This is a genomic window from Arthrobacter sp. RT-1, from assembly GCF_003367205.1.
Classification (GTDB): domain Bacteria; phylum Actinomycetota; class Actinomycetes; order Actinomycetales; family Micrococcaceae; genus Arthrobacter.
This window is the reverse complement of sequence record NZ_QRGQ01000007.1, coordinates 184,945-203,969: the sequence shown is the minus strand read 5'-3', so window position 1 is coordinate 203,969 and position 19,025 is coordinate 184,945. Positions and strand designations below refer to the sequence as shown.

The 19,025-nt window shown below is 67.7% G+C and carries 13 protein-coding genes; 8 read left to right on the top strand and 5 right to left on the bottom strand.

What is annotated here, in order from left to right; all coding sequences use genetic code 11:
- The first annotated feature begins 44 nt into the window (after window positions 1-44).
- The 4 genes from DXK94_RS08500 (at window position 45) to DXK94_RS08485 (ending at window position 5,339) form a co-directional block, all read left to right on the top strand.
- Window positions 45-983 carry a proteasome assembly chaperone family protein gene (locus tag DXK94_RS08500; protein WP_079597132.1) on the top strand — a complete coding sequence of 313 codons (939 nt, stop codon included), beginning with the start codon at window positions 45-47 and terminating at the stop codon, window positions 981-983.
- 64 nt (window positions 984-1,047) lie between these two features.
- Window positions 1,048-2,403: a nitrate/nitrite transporter gene (locus tag DXK94_RS08495; protein WP_115524628.1), complete on the top strand. Its 1,356-nt coding sequence runs from the start codon at window positions 1,048-1,050 to the stop codon at window positions 2,401-2,403.
- Window positions 2,404-2,480: 77 nt separating this feature from the next.
- Complete coding sequence (locus DXK94_RS08490) at window positions 2,481-3,743, top strand: DUF4192 domain-containing protein (RefSeq protein ID WP_115524627.1); 1,263 nt, start codon at window positions 2,481-2,483, stop codon at window positions 3,741-3,743.
- A gap of 285 nt (window positions 3,744-4,028) precedes the next feature.
- Window positions 4,029-5,339, top strand: coding sequence for an RNA polymerase sigma factor (locus DXK94_RS08485; RefSeq protein WP_115524626.1), 1,311 nt, complete (start codon window positions 4,029-4,031; stop codon window positions 5,337-5,339).
- A gap of 170 nt (window positions 5,340-5,509) precedes the next feature.
- On the opposite strand, the gene DXK94_RS08480 is transcribed toward DXK94_RS08485, so the two are convergent.
- Entirely contained in the window at window positions 5,510-5,731 is a 222-nt protein-coding gene (locus DXK94_RS08480) for a hypothetical protein (protein ID WP_079597128.1), read from the bottom strand.
- Between the two features lie 257 nt (window positions 5,732-5,988).
- On the opposite strand from DXK94_RS08480, the gene DXK94_RS08475 reads away from it, so the two are divergent.
- Window positions 5,989-8,097 carry a type IIA DNA topoisomerase subunit B gene (locus tag DXK94_RS08475; protein ID WP_115524625.1) on the top strand — a complete coding sequence of 703 codons (2,109 nt, stop codon included), beginning with the start codon at window positions 5,989-5,991 and terminating at the stop codon, window positions 8,095-8,097.
- Window positions 8,098-8,123: 26 nt separating this feature from the next.
- On the opposite strand, the gene DXK94_RS08470 is transcribed toward DXK94_RS08475, so the two are convergent.
- Together DXK94_RS08470 and DXK94_RS08465 are read right to left on the bottom strand one after the other, a co-directional pair.
- Window positions 8,124-9,110: a M56 family metallopeptidase gene (locus DXK94_RS08470; protein WP_115524624.1), complete on the bottom strand. Its 987-nt coding sequence runs from the start codon at window positions 9,108-9,110 to the stop codon at window positions 8,124-8,126.
- A 6-nt stretch (window positions 9,111-9,116) separates the two neighbouring features.
- Window positions 9,117-9,503: a BlaI/MecI/CopY family transcriptional regulator gene (locus tag DXK94_RS08465; RefSeq protein ID WP_079597125.1), complete on the bottom strand. Its 387-nt coding sequence runs from the start codon at window positions 9,501-9,503 to the stop codon at window positions 9,117-9,119.
- A gap of 257 nt (window positions 9,504-9,760) precedes the next feature.
- Here DXK94_RS08465 and DXK94_RS08460 point away from each other — a divergent pair, with 257 nt between their 5' ends.
- Genes DXK94_RS08460 through cydD form a run of 3 tightly spaced genes read left to right on the top strand, consistent with a single transcriptional unit; the run spans window position 9,761 to window position 15,953 of the window.
- Window positions 9,761-11,365: a cytochrome ubiquinol oxidase subunit I gene (locus DXK94_RS08460; RefSeq protein ID WP_115524623.1), complete on the top strand. Its 1,605-nt coding sequence runs from the start codon at window positions 9,761-9,763 to the stop codon at window positions 11,363-11,365.
- 33 nt (window positions 11,366-11,398) lie between these two features.
- Window positions 11,399-12,448 carry a cytochrome d ubiquinol oxidase subunit II gene (gene cydB / locus DXK94_RS08455; protein WP_115524622.1) on the top strand — a complete coding sequence of 350 codons (1,050 nt, stop codon included), beginning with the start codon at window positions 11,399-11,401 and terminating at the stop codon, window positions 12,446-12,448.
- Between the two features lies 1 nt (window position 12,449).
- Complete coding sequence (gene cydD, locus DXK94_RS08450) at window positions 12,450-15,953, top strand: thiol reductant ABC exporter subunit CydD (RefSeq protein WP_115524621.1); 3,504 nt, start codon at window positions 12,450-12,452, stop codon at window positions 15,951-15,953.
- On the opposite strand, the gene DXK94_RS08445 is transcribed toward cydD, so the two are convergent.
- Complete coding sequence (locus tag DXK94_RS08445) at window positions 15,950-16,468, bottom strand: DinB family protein (protein WP_115524620.1); 519 nt, start codon at window positions 16,466-16,468, stop codon at window positions 15,950-15,952. The two genes, cydD and DXK94_RS08445, sit on opposite strands and share 4 nt — an antisense overlap.
- A gap of 9 nt (window positions 16,469-16,477) precedes the next feature.
- Entirely contained in the window at window positions 16,478-18,985 is a 2,508-nt protein-coding gene (locus DXK94_RS08440) for a DNA topoisomerase (ATP-hydrolyzing) subunit A (protein ID WP_115524619.1), read from the bottom strand.
- Window positions 18,986-19,025: the final 40 nt, after the last annotated feature.

The window sequence follows — 19,025 nt, the reverse complement described above, 5'->3', positions numbered from 1 at the left end:
GCGTTGTAATTGATGTCCACCCGCACCTATGAAAGGAACATGCCGTGCTTGAACGGATCTCCGGCTCCCTGCTGGACCCTGATGCGCTCTATGCGAGCAACATTGAGCTGTTCCACAGCCCCGATCTCCGCGGGCTGAATCTGGTGATGGGCTTCACCGGATTCGCCGACGCCGGGCAGGTGGTGAAGCAGATCAATGCCGAGCTGCTGGACACCCTCGACGCCCAGCCCGTGGCCGTGTTCGACGCCGACCAGCTGATCGATTACCGGTCACGGCGGCCGCACCTCACCTTTGTCGAGGACCATCTGCAGGATTACCAGGAGCCCCGGCTGGCGCTGTACCGGCTGGTTGACGGCCTGGGCAACCCCTTCCTGCTGCTGGCAGGCTTCGAGCCGGACCTCCAGTGGGAGCGGTTCGCCCGTGCCGTGGTGGGCATCGTGGAGAAGCTCGACGTTAACCTGGTCACCTGGATCCATTCCATTCCCATGCCGGTGCCGCACACCCGGCCCGTGGGCGTCACGGTGCACGGCAACAGGCCGGAACTGATCGAAGGAATCTCGGTCTGGAAGCCAACGGTGGAGGTCCCCGCCGCGGTAGGCCACATCCTGGAACTCCGGCTGGTGGAGGCCGGACGGAACGTTGCCGGCTACGTCATCCACGTCCCGCACTACCTTGCGGAAGCGGAATACCCAACTGCCGCCGTTGCCGGCCTGGAGTACCTGGGCGCTGCAACCTCGCTCATGCTGCCCACGGACCGGCTCCGGGAAGCGGGGCGTGAGGTCAGCCGCCAGATCGCCGAGCAGATCGACGCTTCCGAGGATGTCCAGCAGGTGGTGTCCCGGCTGGAGACCCGCTACGACGAAAAGGCCGACGGCATCGTCAGGCGTTCGCTCCTTGCCGACGAGAATGACGAGCTCCCTGACGGCGATGTCCTGGGTGCCGCCGTGGAGGCCTACCTGGCGCGGGAGAACCCCACGCAGTAAGCCTGTGCCGGAGGCGGCGCGCAACTGCAGGGGCCCCCGACGGGCATGAGGGCATAATGAAGACGTGACTGCACCCCGCGCCTGGCTGATCTGGACCATCGGAATCTTCGGGTACCTGGTGGCCGTGTCGCAGCGCACGTCGTTTGGCGTGGTGGGTCTCGAGGCCACGGAGCGGTTCAACGCCAGCGCGTCGGCCATCTCGTTCTTTACGGTCCTGCAGCTCCTGGTCTACGCCGGGCTCCAGATTCCCGTGGGGCTCCTGGTGGACCGGTTCGGCTCACGTGCCATGATCGCCGGCGGCGCCATCCTGATGGGGCTGGGCCAGCTTCAGCTCGCGTTCGCGGACAGCATTCCCGGCGGCATCCTGGGCCGGGTCCTGGTGGGTGCGGGGGACGCCATGACGTTCATCTCGGTGATCCGCCTGATTCCATTGTGGTTCGCGCCTGCCCGGGTGCCCCTGGTCACCCAGCTGACAGGCATGACCGGCCAGCTGGGCCAACTGGTGAGCGTCATCCCCTTTGCGTTCGTCCTCCATGCCGCCGGCTGGACTCCGGCGTTCCTGATGCTGGCGGGGATGTCGGCAGTGGCCGCCGTGCTGGTGGTGCTCCTCCTGAAGGACGTCCCGCCGGGCACCGAGCGTCCGCAGTCCCACCAGGGACTGAAAGCCACCGGAGTCTCCCTGGCCCGGGCCTGGCGCCAGCCGGGTACGCGGCTGGGCATGTGGAGCCACTTCACCATCCAGTTCAGCGGCACCGTTTTTGCCATGACCTGGGGCTATCCTTTCCTGATCTCCGGCCAGGGCCTGGACGCCGGGACGGTAGCGGCGCTGATGGGGCTGTATGTGGCGGCCGGCATGGCCGTGGGGCCCTTTATCGGGCGCTTTGTCTCGCGGCATCCGCTGCGTCGCTCCACCATGGTGCTGCTGATCGCCGGCGTCACGGCCGCGGCCTGGGCTGCCGTCCTGCTGACTCCCGGGCGGGCACCGCTGTGGCTGCTGGCGGGACTGGTGGTAGCGCTTGCCATCGGCGGGCCGGGTTCCATGATCGGCTTTGATTTCGCCCGGACTTTCAACCCGGCGCACCGCATCGGTACGGCCACCGGCATTGTGAACGTGGGCGGATTCATCGCTGCCCTCATTGCGATCTTCCTCATCGGGCTGGTGCTGGACGTGCTGTACGCCAGCGGATTCTCCAACGGGAACCTCTACGGGCTGGACCCGTTCCGCATCGCCCTGAGCGTCCAGTTCCTGCTGCTCGGTTCCGGTGCCGCAGCCCTGGTGGTGTGCCGGCGGAAGGTACGGCGCCAGATGGCCGCGCAGGGGGTTGTGGTGCCGCCCCTCCGCGCCGCACTTGCCCGGCAGCGCCGCGAAAACCTCGCCCGGCGGCGGCAGACGTCGCCGACGGACCGCGAAAGCGACTAGTCCTCCACCCCGGCCGGATCTTCACATAGCCAAAATTTGTGCGGACCGGTACGGCCGGGAGGGCGAATGCTGGAGCCATGACAGCTCCAGAGCAACTCAAAATTTCACGGCCGGAAGACATCCTCGGGTTCATTCCCCACTCGCTGGGCTACTGGCCGGACGCCAGCCTTGTTGCCATGACTCTGCACGGCAAGAGGCTTGGGGCCACGCTGCGGCTGGACCTGCCGGGTCCGGAGGTCCTGGCCTCACCTGCCAAGTACCTGCGGGCCGTCCGGCGCTACCTTGAGGCGGACAAAGACGCCGACGGCACGTTGCTGGCGGTCTTCACCAGCAACGGCGGCGCGTTGTCACCGTCCCGGTACGACAGTTTGCTCGCTGGCCTGGACTCCGTTCTCGAACGGGCCGGAATGCCCGTCCGGGAAGCGTGGTACGTCGGGAATGACTACTGGCGGGAGGCCTGGTGCATGGATGTTTCGTGCTGCCCGCTGCCGGGCCGGCCGGTGCAGGACATCCGGGACAGCGCGCTGAATGCCGAGATGGTCTACCGGGGCAGCAGCATCGGCCCGGCGCCGGAGCGGCGACCGTCCGCCGTCCGCCCTGTTCCCAGCCTGCACCAGGCCGCCGTCCTGGAGGCGCAGGCAGCGTGGGCCCCGGAGCTGGATCTCCGCCGCAGAAGCAGGGCACAGTTCCGTGCCGTCCTTGACGTCTGGGATGCCCTGCTGGCCCCGCGCGATGGGGTGCCGTGGCTCCCCGAGGCGGAGCGCGACGGGTTTTTGCGTGCGTCCCTGATGTTTCCGGCGTGGCGGGACGCCATCCTGGTCATGACCGTTGCGGGGAAAGCTGCTGCCGAGGCCGGTGCAGACCAGTTCGGCATCCTCGATGACGCAGCCCAGCCGGACCCGGTGTCCCCTCCCGTACAGTGGCCGGACCCGGATCCCGGGTCAACCCGCGGCATTCCGGCGGAGCGGAGTGCCTCCGGCTGCACCAGCGCCGGATATGCCGACGTGCTGATGGGCGTCGTACCCGCGGTGCCGGACTGGGCCCGCCTTGAGGCACTGGACCGGATCCTCGAACAGCTCGTTGTGCTGGGCGGGCCGGCCGCGGCGGCGTCACTGACAATCCGCGGCTGGATCGCGTGGTGCCGTGGGCGGGGATCCTACGCTGCCGCGTACTTGGCGGAAGCGCTGGAAACCGAACCGGGTTACCGGCTCGCCGAACTGCTGCTGGAGTTGGTGGGGCGCGGAGCAATCTGCGGCTGGGCAGCACGGAAGGACGCTGCCTGGCAGAAATTCGGCCCGGATGATGCTTCCGCCGGGACGGACCCCGGCGGTGGGAGGTAGGCCTCTGTTGCACCCGGCTGCGGGCAGGGCGTGTCCTTAACCATGCCTGAAGGGCGGGAGGTCCGATTCGGCGAAAACATGAGACAATGGATGCCGAGACCCGGTTGGGTCCGTGTATCGAGTGCTTGTGGTTGAGCCCTTCGGGGAACAATACGGCCGCTCCGGCAGTTGTCCTAAGAGACTCTGCCGGCCGTGGTGGCGCTTGGTTTCCACCACGGACTTGACAGGGTCATAGTGGTGTTGCCCGTATGGCGATTCCACAGACCACCGCTAGAAAGGTTTTCTGTGACCCCGTCTTCCACGAAGAAGGACCCCGCCGCCCAGGACGACTTGTCCGCAGACGAGAAGCAGGCTGCGACCAACGCCAAGCGGGCAGCTACGCGGGCAGCCAACAAGGCTTCCGCCGGTGACGGTGCGGCTGACGGCAAGCCCGGGCCGAAGAAGCGCGGCCCCAAGCCTGGTGCCAAGGCAGCTGCCGAGGCCGCCAACAAGGCCTCCGGTGACGTTGACGCCGACGAAGCAGACGTCGAGGAGGACCTCGACGACATCATCCTCGAAGGACCCGACGTGGTTGACGACGCCGAGGCTGATCCCGCCAAGGCTGTCGCCGGCAGCGGCAAGGGCTTCGTCTACTCCGACGCCGACGATGATGACGCCCCGGTGCAGCAGGTCATGTCCGCCGGCGCCACGGCCGACCCCGTCAAGGACTACCTGAAGCAGATCGGAAAGGTCGCACTGCTCAACGCCGAGCAGGAAGTGGACCTTGCGCTCCGGATCGAAGCCGGCCTGTTCGCCGAAGAGAAGATCGCCGCTGACGACGGCTCCATGGACCCGAAGTACAAGCGCGAGCTTGAATTCATCATCCATGACGGCAAGCGCGCCAAGAACCACCTGCTGGAGGCCAACCTCCGCCTGGTCGTCTCGCTGGCAAAGCGCTACACCGGCCGCGGCATGCTGTTCCTGGACCTCATCCAGGAAGGCAACCTGGGCCTGATCCGCGCTGTGGAGAAGTTCGACTACACCAAGGGCTTCAAGTTCTCCACCTACGCCACCTGGTGGATCCGCCAGGCGATCACCCGTGCCATGGCCGACCAGGCGCGCACCATCCGTATCCCGGTGCACATGGTTGAAGTCATCAACAAGCTGGCCCGTGTCCAGCGCCAGATGCTCCAGGACCTCGGCCGCGAACCCACGCCCGAAGAGCTGGCGCTGGAACTGGACATGACCCCCGAGAAGGTTGTTGAGGTCCAGAAGTACGGCCGCGAACCCATCTCGCTCCACACGCCGCTGGGCGAGGACGGCGACTCCGAGTTCGGCGACCTGATTGAGGACTCCGAGGCCGTGGTTCCGGCAGACGCCGTGAGCTTCACGCTGCTCCAGGAGCAGCTGCACTCGGTCCTGGACACCCTGTCCGAACGCGAAGCCGGCGTCGTGGCCATGCGCTTCGGCCTGACCGACGGCCAGCCGAAGACTTTAGACGAAATCGGCAAGGTCTACGGCGTCACGCGTGAGCGCATCCGCCAGATCGAATCGAAGACCATGTCCAAGCTCCGCCACCCCTCACGGTCGCAAGTGCTGCGGGACTACCTGGACTAAATCGGGTCCAAGCAACGCGGGGTCATTCGCGCCCTGTCATCCACGGATGACGGCGCGAATCACCCCGCGTTGCTGCGTTAAGGGGCCACCGGCTGGACAGGCAGGGGTTAAACGAAGGATGGGATCCCTCCGAGTGGAGGAATCCCATCCTTGTGTTGGTCCTGGTGCACCTAGTCGATTTCGACGGCAGCCTTTTCGTGAAGCTTGCCCGTCTCATCGTGCCAGTCGGAGCTCATCGGCTTGAGCGTCGCCTCGACTGCACGCGCATGGTGGCCGCAGAACAGCAGCTCACCGCCGGAGGACTCGAGTACAACCCGCACATATGCCTGAGCTCCGCAACGATCGCACCGGTCGAGTGCATTGAGTGTGCGGTCTGCCACTGCTGTTGTCATGTCGGCCTCCTTAGTAGATCAGTACATCTATATAACCAGTATTCGTAACAAAACCATCGCAAGGATGGGGCAAGTTCGCTGTGCGCGTATCCGCAAGGTTGGGTCAAGTTTTTCCCGGAGGGCCGCCGGAAAGCACGAGTGGCGGGGTCCACACTGGCCGCCAGGTGTGGCAGGCGGCTGTCCGCGCCGGGGCCGACTACCCTAGAGGGAGCGCTTTCGGCGCCTGTTTCATCCGTCCCTGAAGGAGTTCAACACCAGTGGCACCAAGTTCTGATTACACTGCCCGGCACCTGTCTGTGCTGGAGGGCCTTGAAGCCGTCCGCAAGCGCCCGGGCATGTACATCGGTTCCACCGATTCCCGAGGCCTCATGCACTGCCTCTGGGAAATCATCGACAACTCAGTGGACGAAGCACTGGCCGGGTTCGGCCACGACATCAAGATCATCCTCCACGCGGACAACTCCGTGGAAATCCACGACGACGGCCGCGGCATCCCGATCGACAAAGAACCGAAGACCGGGCTCACCGGCGTTGAGGTGGTCTTCACCAAGCTTCACGCGGGCGGCAAGTTCGGCGGTGGCTCCTATACCGCCTCCGGCGGCCTGCACGGCGTCGGCGCTTCCGTGGTCAACGCCCTGTCCGCCCGCCTTGACGTGGAGGTGGACCGCGGGGGGAAGACCTACAAGATGTCCTTCCGCCGCGGCGAGCCCGGGCGCTTCCAGGACACGGGCTCCCGGACCGATCCTGCTGCACCCTTCACCCCATTCGTGGACGACTCCGTCCTCGACGTCGTGGGAAAGGCCAAGCGCGGCGTCACCGGTACCCGCATCCGCTATTGGGCCGACCGCCAAATCTTCACCCCGGACGCGAAGTTCTCCTATGAAGAACTCGCAGCCCGCGCCCGGCAGACCTCCTTCCTGGTCCCCGGCCTCAAGCTCACCGTCCGGGACGAGCGGAGGATCGCCGGCACGCCCGGCGAGGCCGGCCCGCACGAAGAGGTGTTCCACCACGACGGCGGCATCTCGGAGTTCGTCGACTTCCTGGCCGCCGACCCCGCTGTCACCGACGTGTGGCGGCTGCACGGCTCAGGGAAGTTCAAGGAGACCGTGCCCGTGCTGGACGAGCGCGGCCACAGCCAGCTTGCCGAAGTGGAACGGGACTGCGAGGTGGACGTGGCACTGCGCTGGGGCATCGGCTATGAGAGCACGGTACGCAGTTTCGTCAACATCATCTCCACCCCCAAGGGCGGAACCCACCAGTCGGGTTTCGAGCAGGCCCTGGTGAAGACCTTCCGCAAAGCCGTGGAGACCAACGCCCGCAAGCTCAAGGCCGGCAACGACAAAATCGAAAAGGACGACATCTTCGCCGGCCTGACGGCGGTCCTGACCGTCCGTCTCGCGGAGCCGCAGTTCGAGGGCCAGACCAAGGAGATCCTGGGCACCTCCGCTGTGCGCGCCATCGTGGCCAGGGTGGTGGAGCGCGAAATCTCGGCAAAGCTCACCTCTTCCAACAAGAACGACAAGGCACAGTCCGCGCTGCTGCTTGAGAAGATCGTCAACGAGATGAAGTCACGCATCTCGGCCCGCGTGCACAAGGAAACGCAGCGGCGCAAGAACGCGCTGGAAACGTCGTCGATGCCCACCAAGCTGGCTGACTGCCGCACGGACGACGTCGACCGTTCCGAACTCTTCATCGTGGAAGGCGACTCGGCGCTGGGAACCGCCAAACTCGCCAGGTCCTCCGACTTCCAGGCGCTCCTGCCCATCCGCGGCAAGATTTTGAACGTCCAGAAAGCCTCGGTGGGGGACATGCTGTCCAACGCGGAGTGCGCTGCACTCATCCAGGTGGTGGGCGCCGGCTCGGGCCGCAGCTTCGACATCAGCGCCGCCCGCTACGGCAAAGTCATCCTGATGACCGACGCCGACGTGGACGGCGCGCACATCCGGACACTCCTGCTGACCCTCTTCTTCCGGTACATGCGGCCGATGATCGACGAAGGCCGGGTTTTTGCCGCGGTGCCTCCGCTGCACCGCGTGGAAGTGATCAACGCGGGCCAGAAGGCCAACGAGATGATCTACACCTACTCCGAGGCCGAGCTGCACGTGCTGCTGGCACGGCTGGCCAAGGAGGGCAAGCGGTACAAGGAGCCCATCCAGCGCTATAAGGGGCTGGGGGAGATGGACGCCGAACAGCTGGCCGAGACCACCATGGACCCGCGGCACCGCACGCTCCGCAAGGTGGGCATCGAGAACGCCAAGCAGGCGGAGGAGATTTTCGACCTGCTGATGGGCTCGGACGTGTCGCCGCGCAAGGACTTCATTATCGCCGGCGCCGCCAGCCTCGACCGGGAGCGCATCGACGCCTAAGGGCAGGACGTACGACGGCGGGAGGTTCAGCCCAGCAGGCCGGGAACCACCAGCAGGGCCGTGGGCAGCGCCAGCAAAAGGATGCAGCCGGCCAGGACCAGGTTGCGGACTGCGCCCGGGAGTTGCGGCTGCGGCGACAGCAGGCGGCTGACGCGGGAAGCCGTGGTGCGGGCCGAGTCGGAGCCGCCCATCCCGGCCTCAAGCCCGGACAGGGCGAGACCGGAAGTGGCCGGTTGCATCTCGGGGCTGCCGGCGGCCGGGGCTGACCCGCTGGCCACAATGGCGATCGCCTTGATGAGGGTGGCTTTGCTCTCGGTCTTGAGCGCGACGTCGTCCGCCAGCATTTCGATCAGCGAGTTGACGGATTCCTGGGCCAGCCGGGTGGTGGGAAGCCACGGCAGCGCCTGCCGCCACGCCGCGAAGGCCCACAGGAGCAGGTGGTGCCGCTGGCTGAGGTGGGCGTTCTCGTGGATCAGGACGGCGCGCAGTTCCGCCGGTTCAAGGGCCGCCATCAGGCCGTCCGATAAAACCGTCACCGAGCGGGCTCCGCCGGGCAGGCAGTAGGCGACGGGGGAGTCGTGGCTGATCACCAGGGTTGCGGCGTCCTGCCCCGACGGCGATGCCAGCAGGGCCAGCAGCTCGCGGTGGCGCCGCCGCTGGCGTTCAATCTTGTAATAGGTCAGCAGGAGGGTGAAGACAAGGTGCGCGGTGAGCAGCGCTGCTGCAGACAATGCGAAGATATGCCAGAAGCCCAGGGCTGTGGTGGGGGCGTTGAACAGCACCATGCCCGCCAGCGCGCGCAGGCCGGCGATCAGGTTGTCCCCGATGGGTTCCAGGCCGTACACCAGCATGGCGCCGATCATGGACAGCCCGCCGGCGAGGGCGATGGCCTGCCACAGGAGCATGGCGGTAAACGGCGAGCGCGCGGGCCACTGGGCGCGCGAGAGGAGGATGGGCACTGGCCACGCCAGTATTATCGCCAGGACCGCCAGCAGGTATGAGGCCCAGAACATGGTTTGCTAGAGGTGGCCAAGCAGTTTGCGCAGCGTTTCGGCTTCACCTTCGGAGACCGATCCAATGAAGCGCGCCAGGACGGCTTCACGGTCCGGCGCTGACCCCAGGACTTCATGCATGAGCTCAGCCGTGTGCTCCTCGCGGCTGGACACGGCCTGGTAGCGGTGCGGCCGCATGCCGCGTTCGCGCTCCACGAGCCCCTTCTTTTCCAGCCGGGACAGCACCGTGAGGACGGTGGTGACGGCGAGTTCCTTGCCTTCGTGGCCGGCTGCTCCGCCCTGTCCTGCTGACGTCTGCGCGAGCCGGTCCCGCAAGGTGTTCGCGGTGGCCGCTTCCTGGCCCGCCCAGAGCAGGTCCATCACTGCCCGTTCCAGTTCACCAAGACTAGCCATTGCACTTTTCCTTTGTTTCCCCGCACCGTGCGCCTGGCGGCGTCGGTGACTTCACGCGATTTCAACTACGGAATCAAATTTACCCCGAATCCGCCGTACTTTCTACGTTGGGTAGAACATGGGGCGCGCCGCACCCCCTGCCGGCGTACTGCAAAGGAAAGGTCGGTTTACACCGTCACGGCAGTTGTTCTACACTTTGTAGAAGTTGAAGTTCTACGAAACGTAGAAAACTGCGTTGGCTAACAGTAGGGACTGCCTTGGACGCCTTGGAAATCGCACGCTGGCAATTCGGTATCACCACCGTTTACCACTTCATGATGGTGCCGCTGACCATCGGCCTTGGCCTGGTGGTGGCCCTCATCCAGACAGCCTGGCACCGCACGGGCAAGCCCGAGTACCTCCGTATGACCAAGTTTTGGGGAAAGCTGTTCCTCATCAACTTCATCATGGGCGTGGCCACCGGCATCGTGCAGGAATTCCAGTTCGGCATGGCCTGGAGCGAGTACAGCCGCTTCGTCGGTGATGTCTTCGGCGCTCCGCTCGCCCTTGAAGCCCTCCTGGCGTTCTTCGTGGAGTCCACCTTCCTGGGCCTGTGGATCTTCGGCTGGAAGCAGCTCAAGCCCGGCATCCACCTCGCGTGCCTGTGGGTGGCGGTCATCGGCTCGGTCTTCTCTGCCTACTTCATCATCGTGGCCAACAGCTGGATGCAGCACCCCGTGGGCGTGGAGATGGTGGACGGCAGGCCGGTCATGACGGACGCCTGGGCGGTCTTCACGAACAACACCGCGCTGGTTGCCGTGCCGCACACCCTGTTCGGTGCGCTGGCCGTGGCAGGCGGCTTCCTGCTGGGCATCGCCTGGTACCACCTCTGGCGCAGGCGCCGCGACGGCGTGGACACCCTGGGCGCCGACGGCAAGGTGGTCCCGGGCGAGTCCGCAAGCATTCCCGGCCGTGACAAGGCAGACCACACCGTCTGGATCCGGTCCCTGCGGATCGGTGCCGTGGTGGCCATGATCTCCTTCGCCGGCACCGCCCTCACCGGCGACCTCCAGGGCAAGCTGATGTTCGAGCAGCAGCCCATGAAGATGGCAGCGGCGGAAGCAGCCTGCCATGACGGCACCGGCTTCTCCGTCCTCAGCATCGGCAACCTGGGTTCGCAGAACTGCGATGACATCGTGGCCCTGATTGAAGTCCCCGGCATCCTCTCCTACCTGGCCAAGGGCGACTTCACCACCGAGGTCAAGGGCGTCAACACCCTGCTGCCCGAGTACCAGGAAAAGTACGGGACCAACCTGCCGGACAACCCCATCTACGGCGAACGCGCCGGCCAGGAAATCGACTACCTGCCCGTTATGGAGGTCACCTACTGGGGCTTCCGCATGATGATCGGTTTCGGCGGGCTTGCCGCCCTTGCCGCCCTCGTGGCGCTGTGGCTCACCCGGAGCGGCACCGTTCCCCGGTCGCCGTGGCTCATGCGCCTGGCCGTCCTGGGCATCATGGCCCCGTTCGGTGCCAACGCCGCCGGCTGGATCTTCACCGAGATGGGCCGCCAGCCGTTCGTGGTGGCACCCAACCCGGACCCCAACGGCATCGACCAGGTGTTCATGTTCACCGCAGCCGCCGTCTCCCCGGGGGTCTCGGCCGGGGAACTGCTGGCATCGCTTGTCACCCTGACCGCGGTGTACGCCGTCCTGCTGGTGGTGGAGGTGAAGCTGCTGGTGAAGTACATCCGCGGCGGTGTGGTCTCGGCGATGCCCGAACTCGCCCACGTCCCCGCGGACGAAAACGAGGACGCCACCCCCGGGCCGGGAGGACAGGGCGGCGGAACGCCCGCCGACGACGTCCTCGCCTTCGCCTACTGATCCGCGCACCGGAAGAGCAAGAGGAAACGAAGAATGGAACTGCTGCCAACCATCTGGTTCATCGCCATTGCGGTGCTGTGGACCGGGTACCTCTTCCTTGAGGGCTTCGACCTGGGCGTCGGAATGCTGATGAAGACCTTTGCCCGCAACAACACCGAACGCCGCGTGCTGCTGAACACCATCGGTCCCGTCTGGGACGGCAACGAAGTGTGGCTCCTCACGGCCGGCGGCGCCACGTTCGCTGCCTTCCCGCTTTGGTACGCCTCGTTGTTCTCCGCGCTCTACCTGCCCCTGCTGGTGGTCCTGGTCGCCCTGATCTTCCGTGCCGTGGCCTTCGAGTACCGCGGCAAGGTGGACACCGACCGCTGGCGCGCCCGCTGGGACTGGGCCATCGCCCTGGGATCGTTCTTCGCAGCCTTTGGCATTGGCGCTGCCCTTGCCCTCACCACCACCGGCCTGCCCCTGAATGCCAACGGCGACCGCGAGGGCGGGCCCATGGCATGGTTCAGCGGCTACGCAGTGCTGGGCGGGCTCGCCGTCGTGGGTTTCTCGCTGGTCCACGCCCTGGCCTTCCTGGCACTGAAGACCGACGGCGACATCCGGCACCGTGCCCGCCAATGGTTCGTCCGGCTGCTTCCGGTCCTGCTGCTGCCCATCGCCGCCTGGGCGCTCAGCATCCAGTTCATGGAGGGCAAGCCATGGACGTGGGCCGCGGTGGTGCTCGCCGTTGCCGCGGCAGCGGTTGCCTGGGCACAGGCCCGCACCGGCGCCGAAGGCAAAGCGTTCCTGGCGCTGGGCGCCTTCCTGGTGCTCGGCACGGTGTCCATCTTCGGAGCGGTCTACCCCGTGGTGCTGCCGTCCACCCTGGACGGGGCCTTTGACCTCACCATTTCAAACGCTTCCTCCTCGGACTACACTCTGGGCCTTATGAGCATCGTCGCCGCGTTCGGCCTGCCCCTGGTGATCGCCTACCAGGCCTGGACCTACTGGGTGTTCCGCCGCAGGGTGAGCGCCGCTTCCATACCGGAAGCCCACAGCTTCCTGCCCGCAGTCGCCGCCAAGGCGTTCACCACAAAGGGCTGACGTGCGGCCAACGTTCCCCTCCGGTCCGGCAACCCGTTCCGCCCTGTACTGGCTCGGCCTGATGGCGGCGCTCAAGGCGCTGTCGCTGGTCCTCATCGGCCAGGCCGTGGCCTCCGTTTTGGCGGGGCTGGCCGGCGGGGAGCCGGACTTGACCGCAGACGTCCTGGCCGGACAGATCGTGCCGGGACTGGCCGGCGTCGTCCTCCGGTCGCTCGCCGTCTGGGGGCAGGCCGTCGTCGCCCGCCGGGCTGCCCTGGGCATCAAGGAGGAGCTGCGCTCGGGGCTCCTGGAACGCGCACTGCGGAACGGCGCCAGGGGAACCGGCCCGGCCGACGGCGGCCTGGCGGTGCTGGCCACCCGGGGCCTGGACGCCCTGGACAGCTACTACACCCAGTTCTTGCCCGCCCTGGTGAACTGCGCCACCATCCCGCTGCTGCTGGGCGCACGGATCCTTTTCGCCGACTGGGTCAGCGCCGTGGTGATCGTCCTGACCGTGCCGCTGGTGCCGCTGTTCATGGTGTTGATCGGCCGGTACACCGAGGACAAGGTGCGCGAGGCACAGTCCTCGCTGGCCCGGCTGTCCGCGCACATGCTGGAACTCGCGAAGGGCCTGCCGGTGCTGGTGGGGCTGGGCCGCGCCACCGCCCAGCGCAAGGCACTGGAAGAGATTTCCGAGGAATACCGCTCCCGCACCATGGGCACCCTCCGCACGGCGTTCATGTCCGCCCTGGCACTGGAGCTGATCGCCACTATTTCCGTCGCCGTGGTGGCAGTGTTCATCGGCGTGCGGCTGGTGCACGGCGACATGCCGCTCGAAGCCGGGCTCCTGGCGCTCATCCTCGCCCCGGACTGCTACCTTCCCCTGCGCGAGCTCGGCACCGCCCACCACGCCAGCGACGACGGCCGGGTGGCCCTTGCCGAGGTGACGGCGGTGACCGGCGCGCCCGAACCGCAGCCGCTCTTTGCCGTCCCCGCAGGCCGGCCCGGCGCCCCCATCACTGTCACCGGACTCACGGTCACCTACAGCGGAAGGTCCCGGGCCGCCGTCGGCCCCCTCAGCTTCGACGCGCCGCAAAGCAGGATCACAGCCCTTGACGGACCCAGCGGAGCGGGAAAGAGCACCGTCCTGGGCGTCCTGGCCGGCACCATCGGGGACGGTGGCGGAACCACCATCACCGGCTCCGTCAAGGGCCTCGACCGCGGCGCAGTTGCCTGGGTGCCGCAGCACCCGGTGATGGTGGCGGAAACGGTCCTCGACGAGGTGGTGCTCTACCTCTCGGCGAATGCCCGCAACTCCCGCGACCGTGCCCGCACGGAGGCCGCTGCCCGGTCCTGCCTTGTGAAGGCCGCCGCAGGGCACCTGGCCGGCAAACACCCGGCCGAGCTGAGCCCCGGCGAACTGCGGCGGGTGGCCCTCGCCCGGGGGCTCGCCAGGATCGAAGCCGGGGCAAACGTCCTCCTGCTTGATGAGCCCACCGCGCACCTGGACGATGTTTCGGCGATGCTGGTGGAAGACGCCATCCGCAGGCTGCGCGGACAGGTCACGGTGATCCTGGTGGCGCACAGCGAACGCACCCGGAACCTCGCCGACCACCTGGTGCCGGTTTCGCCCGCTGACACGGGCGCCGGCCGCGACCCCGGCACGGACCGGCCTGTGCACGCCGCGGCCCTGCCGGTCCCTGCCGCTCCCGCCGCAGCAGCGCAAGCTGGTGGCGCCGTCCCCGGGACCACCGCTGCTGTTCCAGACACGGTCGCGGCCGCCGGCGGGGCTTCACAAGCCCGGACCGACCGCCCGGTCCGGCTCCTGGCAGCACTCCTGGCACCCGTGCAGGGCAAGTTCGCCGCCGCCGCCCTCGTGGGCACCCTGGCGGCGGTCTTCGCCGTCGGCCTGTCCGGCCTGTCCGGCTGGCTCATCATCCGCGCCAGCGAACAGCCGCCCATCCTGTACCTGCTGACCGCCATTGTGGGCGTACGCTTCTTTGGCATCGGACGCGCCGTGCTCCGGTATTGGGAACGGCTCCTGCTCCATGACGCCGTCTTCGCCGCCCTTACCCGGCTCCGCGGCCGGCTCTGGGAGTCGCTGAGCCGCCGCGCCCTTGCGCTGCGCCGCCTGCTCCAGGGCGGCAACGTGCTGGGAACGGTGATTGACGACGTCGACACCGTCCGCGACCTCCTGCCCCGCGTGGTCCTGCCGCCCGTCACCGCCGTGGCCGTGTCGGTGCTCGCCGTGGTCACCACGTGGCAGCTGGTGCCGCCCGCGCTGCCCGCCGCCGTCGGCGCCGGCATCGCAAGCCTGGTGCTGGCACCGGCCGCTGCGCTCTGGGGCGACCGGAAATCCGCTACCGCGGAGCAGGTGCTGCGTTCGGGCGTCCTGCGCCAGGTCTCGGCAGCGCTTGACGCGCGCGCCGAACTCCATGCCAACGGTGTGGCGCCCCTGGTCCTTGGCAGGCTGCAGGCCAGGGACCGAAGTGCCACCCGGGCCTCCCAGCGCTCTGCCTGGGCGGACGGGCTGGGCCACGCCATCACCACCGCCTGCTGCGGCGCCGCGGCGCTCGCCGCCGCCTGGCTGGCAGCCCCGGCAGTGCTGGACAGCCGGATTGCCCCGGCCACCGCAGCAGTGGTGGTCCTGCTGCTCCTCGCGCTCGTGGAACCCTACGCAGCCATGACGACGGCGGTGCGCCAGTATCCGGCGCTGCGGACAGTCCTCCGGCGGGTAGGGGAGTCCGGCGCACTGGACGCGGCCGGCACCGCCGGAGACAATGCCGACGGGCTGCAGCCGGTACCCGCGCGCAGCGGCAACCGGCCCGGCGTCGAACTGGAAAACCTGGCGGCGGCCTGGCCCGGCGGCGCACCCGTGTTCACCGGCCTGGACGCCGTGGCGGAGCCGGGGCGCTGGCTGGCCGTCACGGGGCCGTCCGGTTCCGGCAAATCGACGCTGCTCTCGGTCCTGCTCGGTTTCCTGCCCGCCGCCGCCGGACAGGCGCGGGTCACAGGGCAGGCAGCCTGGTGCCCCCAGGAGGCGCACCTTTTCGACTCGACCATCCGCGGCAACCTTTTGCTGGGCAGCCCCGCCGGAAGCGGCAACGGCTCCAGTGACGGAACCCGCGGGGACGCGGACATGGAAGCCGTCGTCGCTGCCGTGGGGCTCACCGGCCTGATGGAGCGGCTGCCCGACGGCCTGGACACGCGGATCGGCCCCGGCGGAGCCTTCCTGAGCGGTGGGGAGCGCCAGCGCCTGGCCGTTGCCCGCACGCTGATGACGGGGGCGGAGGTCATCCTGCTGGACGAGCCCACAGCGCATCTGGACGCAGAATCAGCCCGGGCCATGCTGGCCGACCTGCGGACCGGGCTGAGCCACCGCACCGTGGTGCTGGTGACGCACAACCCGGCGGACATTGATCCGGAGGATGCCCGGCTGGTCCTGGCCGGCGCGGAACCGAAGGATGAGACGGCCGGGAAAGGCCTGGTGGCCTCCCGGGCGGGGACAACCGTGCGGGACGCTTAGCCGTCCACGTCGTGGAGGTGGTGGACGACGTCGTGCAGGAAGTACTGGGCGAGCGTCAGGACAGTGAACCTGGAGCCGTTGCTGCGCAGCCCCGTGCGTTCCCACTCCGCCTCGCGGACGCCGGCGAAGGACTCCGCCACCTGCTTCCCCTCAGCCGTGAGCTCGGCGCTGACAACCGCGGGGTCGGCGCTGCCGTAGTCCTTGTCGATGGCCGTCTGGTCCTGGTCCCAGTTCTCGAACCGGGCGTCGTCTGAATCCAGCATCAGGTTGAGCCGCTGGTCGAAGAGGCTGAAGACATCGCGCACATGGCAGGCATACTCCAGCGCTGACCAGGTCTGGTCGTCCGGGCGTTCCGCCACATCCGGCCGGCGGAGCACGGCCCGCCACCGGGGAAGCATGTTCTCGATGCTCCCCGGGACGGTGGACGGGGTGACGGTGGAGGCGTCGAACGAGCATTCCGGGCAGGGACGGGTCAGGACCCAGGTCCAGTCCTTCTCATCAGGAACGATAGGCATGCAAGCAGTCTAAGCGGGATCCGGCCAGGCCATCGCGGGACCCACCGCCTCCACCGGCTGGGACAGCGGGACGCCAGACCCGTCACGCCGGCCGTGCTCCTGCGGCAGGGACCGTGCAACGCCGGCGGCCGAGGATGCCTTGGCCGGGCCATGCCCCGCCCAGGCCAGCAGCAGCGTGTCCTCGCCGCGCAGGAACCGGTGCGCCCGGACTCCTGCGGTGGCGCGTCCCTTGGCGGGGTACTCCGAGAAGGCGGTCACTTTTGCCGTACCGGGGGCGGTGCCGGGAAGGGCGCTGGTGGTGCCGGCTATGGTGACCACGACGGCGGCCTCGTCCTTGGGCTGGACGGCACCGAAGAACAGCACGCGGTCGTCTGCGGCGAGTTTGATGCCGGCCATGCCGCCCGCGGTGCGGCCCTGCGGCCGTACGGCGGCCGCCCCGAACTTGAGCAGCTGCGCCTGGCTGGTGAGGAACACCAGCTCCGCGTCATCCGCTCCTGCCGGCGCAACGCCCACGACGTAATCCTTGTCCTTCAGGGCGATGACTTCCCAGTCTTCGCGGTTCAGGGGATAGTCCGGCTGGACGCGCTTCACCACGCCCTGGGCGGTGCCGATGGCCAGCACCTCATCCAGCGGCGCGAACGCCACCAGCGTCTCGCCCTTCAGCAGGGTGATGAATTCCCGGGCCGGGACCCCGCCGGCGAGGTTGGGCAGCCCCGACATCGGCGGGAGGACCGGCATGTCCATGACCTGGAGGCGGAGCATGCGGCCCTGGGAGGTGACCGCGGCGATCTCCCCGCGCGCCGACGTCTTCACCACGGAGGTGAACACGTCGTGCTTGCTGCGGGGGCCGGCCTCGGCCAGCGGCTCCTGGTTGCTGGTGCGGGCCACCTGGCCGGACGCCGTCAGGATCGCCCAGCAGGGGTCATCCGCGATTTCCAGGGCCAGCGGCACGGCTTTGCCCTTCTTACCCGCCACGGCGGCCATGTCCGCAGCAACGGTGGGGGAGACCGCTTCGGATTCCAGGAGCACTGTCCGGCGCGGGGTGCCGTGCTGCTCCGCGATCTCGCCGAGCTCGTCCGAGACCAGGGTGCGGAGCCGTTCCTCCGAACCCAGGATGGCTTCCAGTTCCGCGATCTCGCGGCGCAGCTCGTCCTGCTCCTTCTCCAGCTCGATGCGGGAGTACTTGGTGAGCTGCCGCAGCCGGAGCTCCAGGATGTAGTTGGCCTGGATCTCCGTGAGGTCGTAGATGGACATCAGGCGGGCGCGGGCAGCGGAGGCCTCGTCCGAGGACCGGATGATCTGGATGACCTCGTCGATGTCCACGATGGCAATGAGGAGGCCCTCCACCAGGTGCAGGCGGTCCTTCTTCTTGCCCAGCCGGAAGACAGTGCGGCGGCGCACCACGTCGATCCGGTGGTTCACGTAGACGGTCAGGAGCTGCACCAGGCCCAGCGTCTGGGGCTGGCCGTCCACCAGCGTGACGTTGTTGATGCCGAAGGAGTCCTCCATCGGCGAGTAGCGGTACAGCTGCTGGAGCACGGCGTTGGGGTTGAAGCCGTTCTTGAGCTCAATCACCAGGCGCAGGCCGTGCTTGCGGTCCGTCAGGTCAACGATGTCGCTGATGCCGGTCAGTTTCTTGGCGTTGACGGCGTCCTTGATCTTTTCGATCACCTTCTCCGGGCCCACCATGTACGGCAGCTCGGTGACCACCAGGCCGGTGCGGCGGGCGGTCAGCTGCTCCACCTCCACCTTGGCCCGGGTCTTGAAGGAGCCCCGGCCGGTGGCGTACGCGTCACGGATCCCGTCCAGGCCCACGATCCGCCCGCCGCTGGGCAGGTCCGGGCCCGGCACGAAGCGCATGATGTCATCCAGCGTGGCATCGGGGTTGGCGATCAGGTGCCGGGCGGCCGAGATCACCTCCACCAGGTTGTGCGGGGCCATGTTGGTGGCCATGCCGACGGCGATGCCGGTGGCGCCGTTGACCAGGAGGTTGGGGAACGCGGCGGGCAGGACATCCGGCTGGGTCAGCTGGTTGTCGTAGTTGGGGACGAAGTCCACCACGTCTTCGTCGAGGTGGTCGGTGAGCGTGAGGGCCGCGGCGGCCAGCCTGGCCTCCGTGTACCGCGGAGCCGCGGGGCCGTCGTCGAGCGAGCCGAAGTTGCCGTGGCCGTCGATCAGCGGCAGGCGCAGCGAGAAGTCCTGCGCCATGCGCACCATGGCGTCGTAGATGGCGGTGTCGCCGTGCGGGTGCAGCTTGCCCATGACTTCGCCCACCACGCGCGCGCTTTTGACGTGGCCGCGGTCCGGGCGCAGGCCCATGTCGCTCATCATGTACAGGATGCGGCGCTGCACCGGCTTCAGCCCGTCGCGGGCATCCGGAAGCGCCCGTGAGTAAATCACGGAATAGGCGTACTCCAGGAAGGAGCCCTCCATTTCGGAGGTGACATCGATATCCACGATGTTCTCCGTGTAGGGGGTGTTGTCCACGGGAGGGGCTGAACTTTGGCGGCGTGCCATGGGGCGGGTAAATCCTTCTGGGGGTTACTGTGCAGCGTTC

Bases quoted from the DNA above. Each gene is read 5' to 3' on its own strand.
- DXK94_RS08490 (WP_115524627.1), top strand. From the start codon at position 2,481: ATGACAGCTCCAGAGCAACTCAAAATTTCACGGCCGGAAGACATCCTC.
- DXK94_RS08480 (WP_079597128.1), bottom strand. From the start codon at position 5,731: ATGACAACAGCAGTGGCAGACCGCACACTCAATGCACTCGACCGGTGC.
- DXK94_RS08470 (WP_115524624.1), bottom strand. From the start codon at position 9,110: ATGTTCTGGGCCTCATACCTGCTGGCGGTCCTGGCGATAATACTGGCG.
- DXK94_RS08465 (WP_079597125.1), bottom strand. From the start codon at position 9,503: ATGGCTAGTCTTGGTGAACTGGAACGGGCAGTGATGGACCTGCTCTGG.
- cydB (WP_115524622.1), top strand. From the start codon at position 11,399: ATGGAACTGCTGCCAACCATCTGGTTCATCGCCATTGCGGTGCTGTGG.
- DXK94_RS08445 (WP_115524620.1), bottom strand. From the start codon at position 16,468: ATGCCTATCGTTCCTGATGAGAAGGACTGGACCTGGGTCCTGACCCGT.
- DXK94_RS08440 (WP_115524619.1), bottom strand. From the start codon at position 18,985: ATGGCACGCCGCCAAAGTTCAGCCCCTCCCGTGGACAACACCCCCTAC.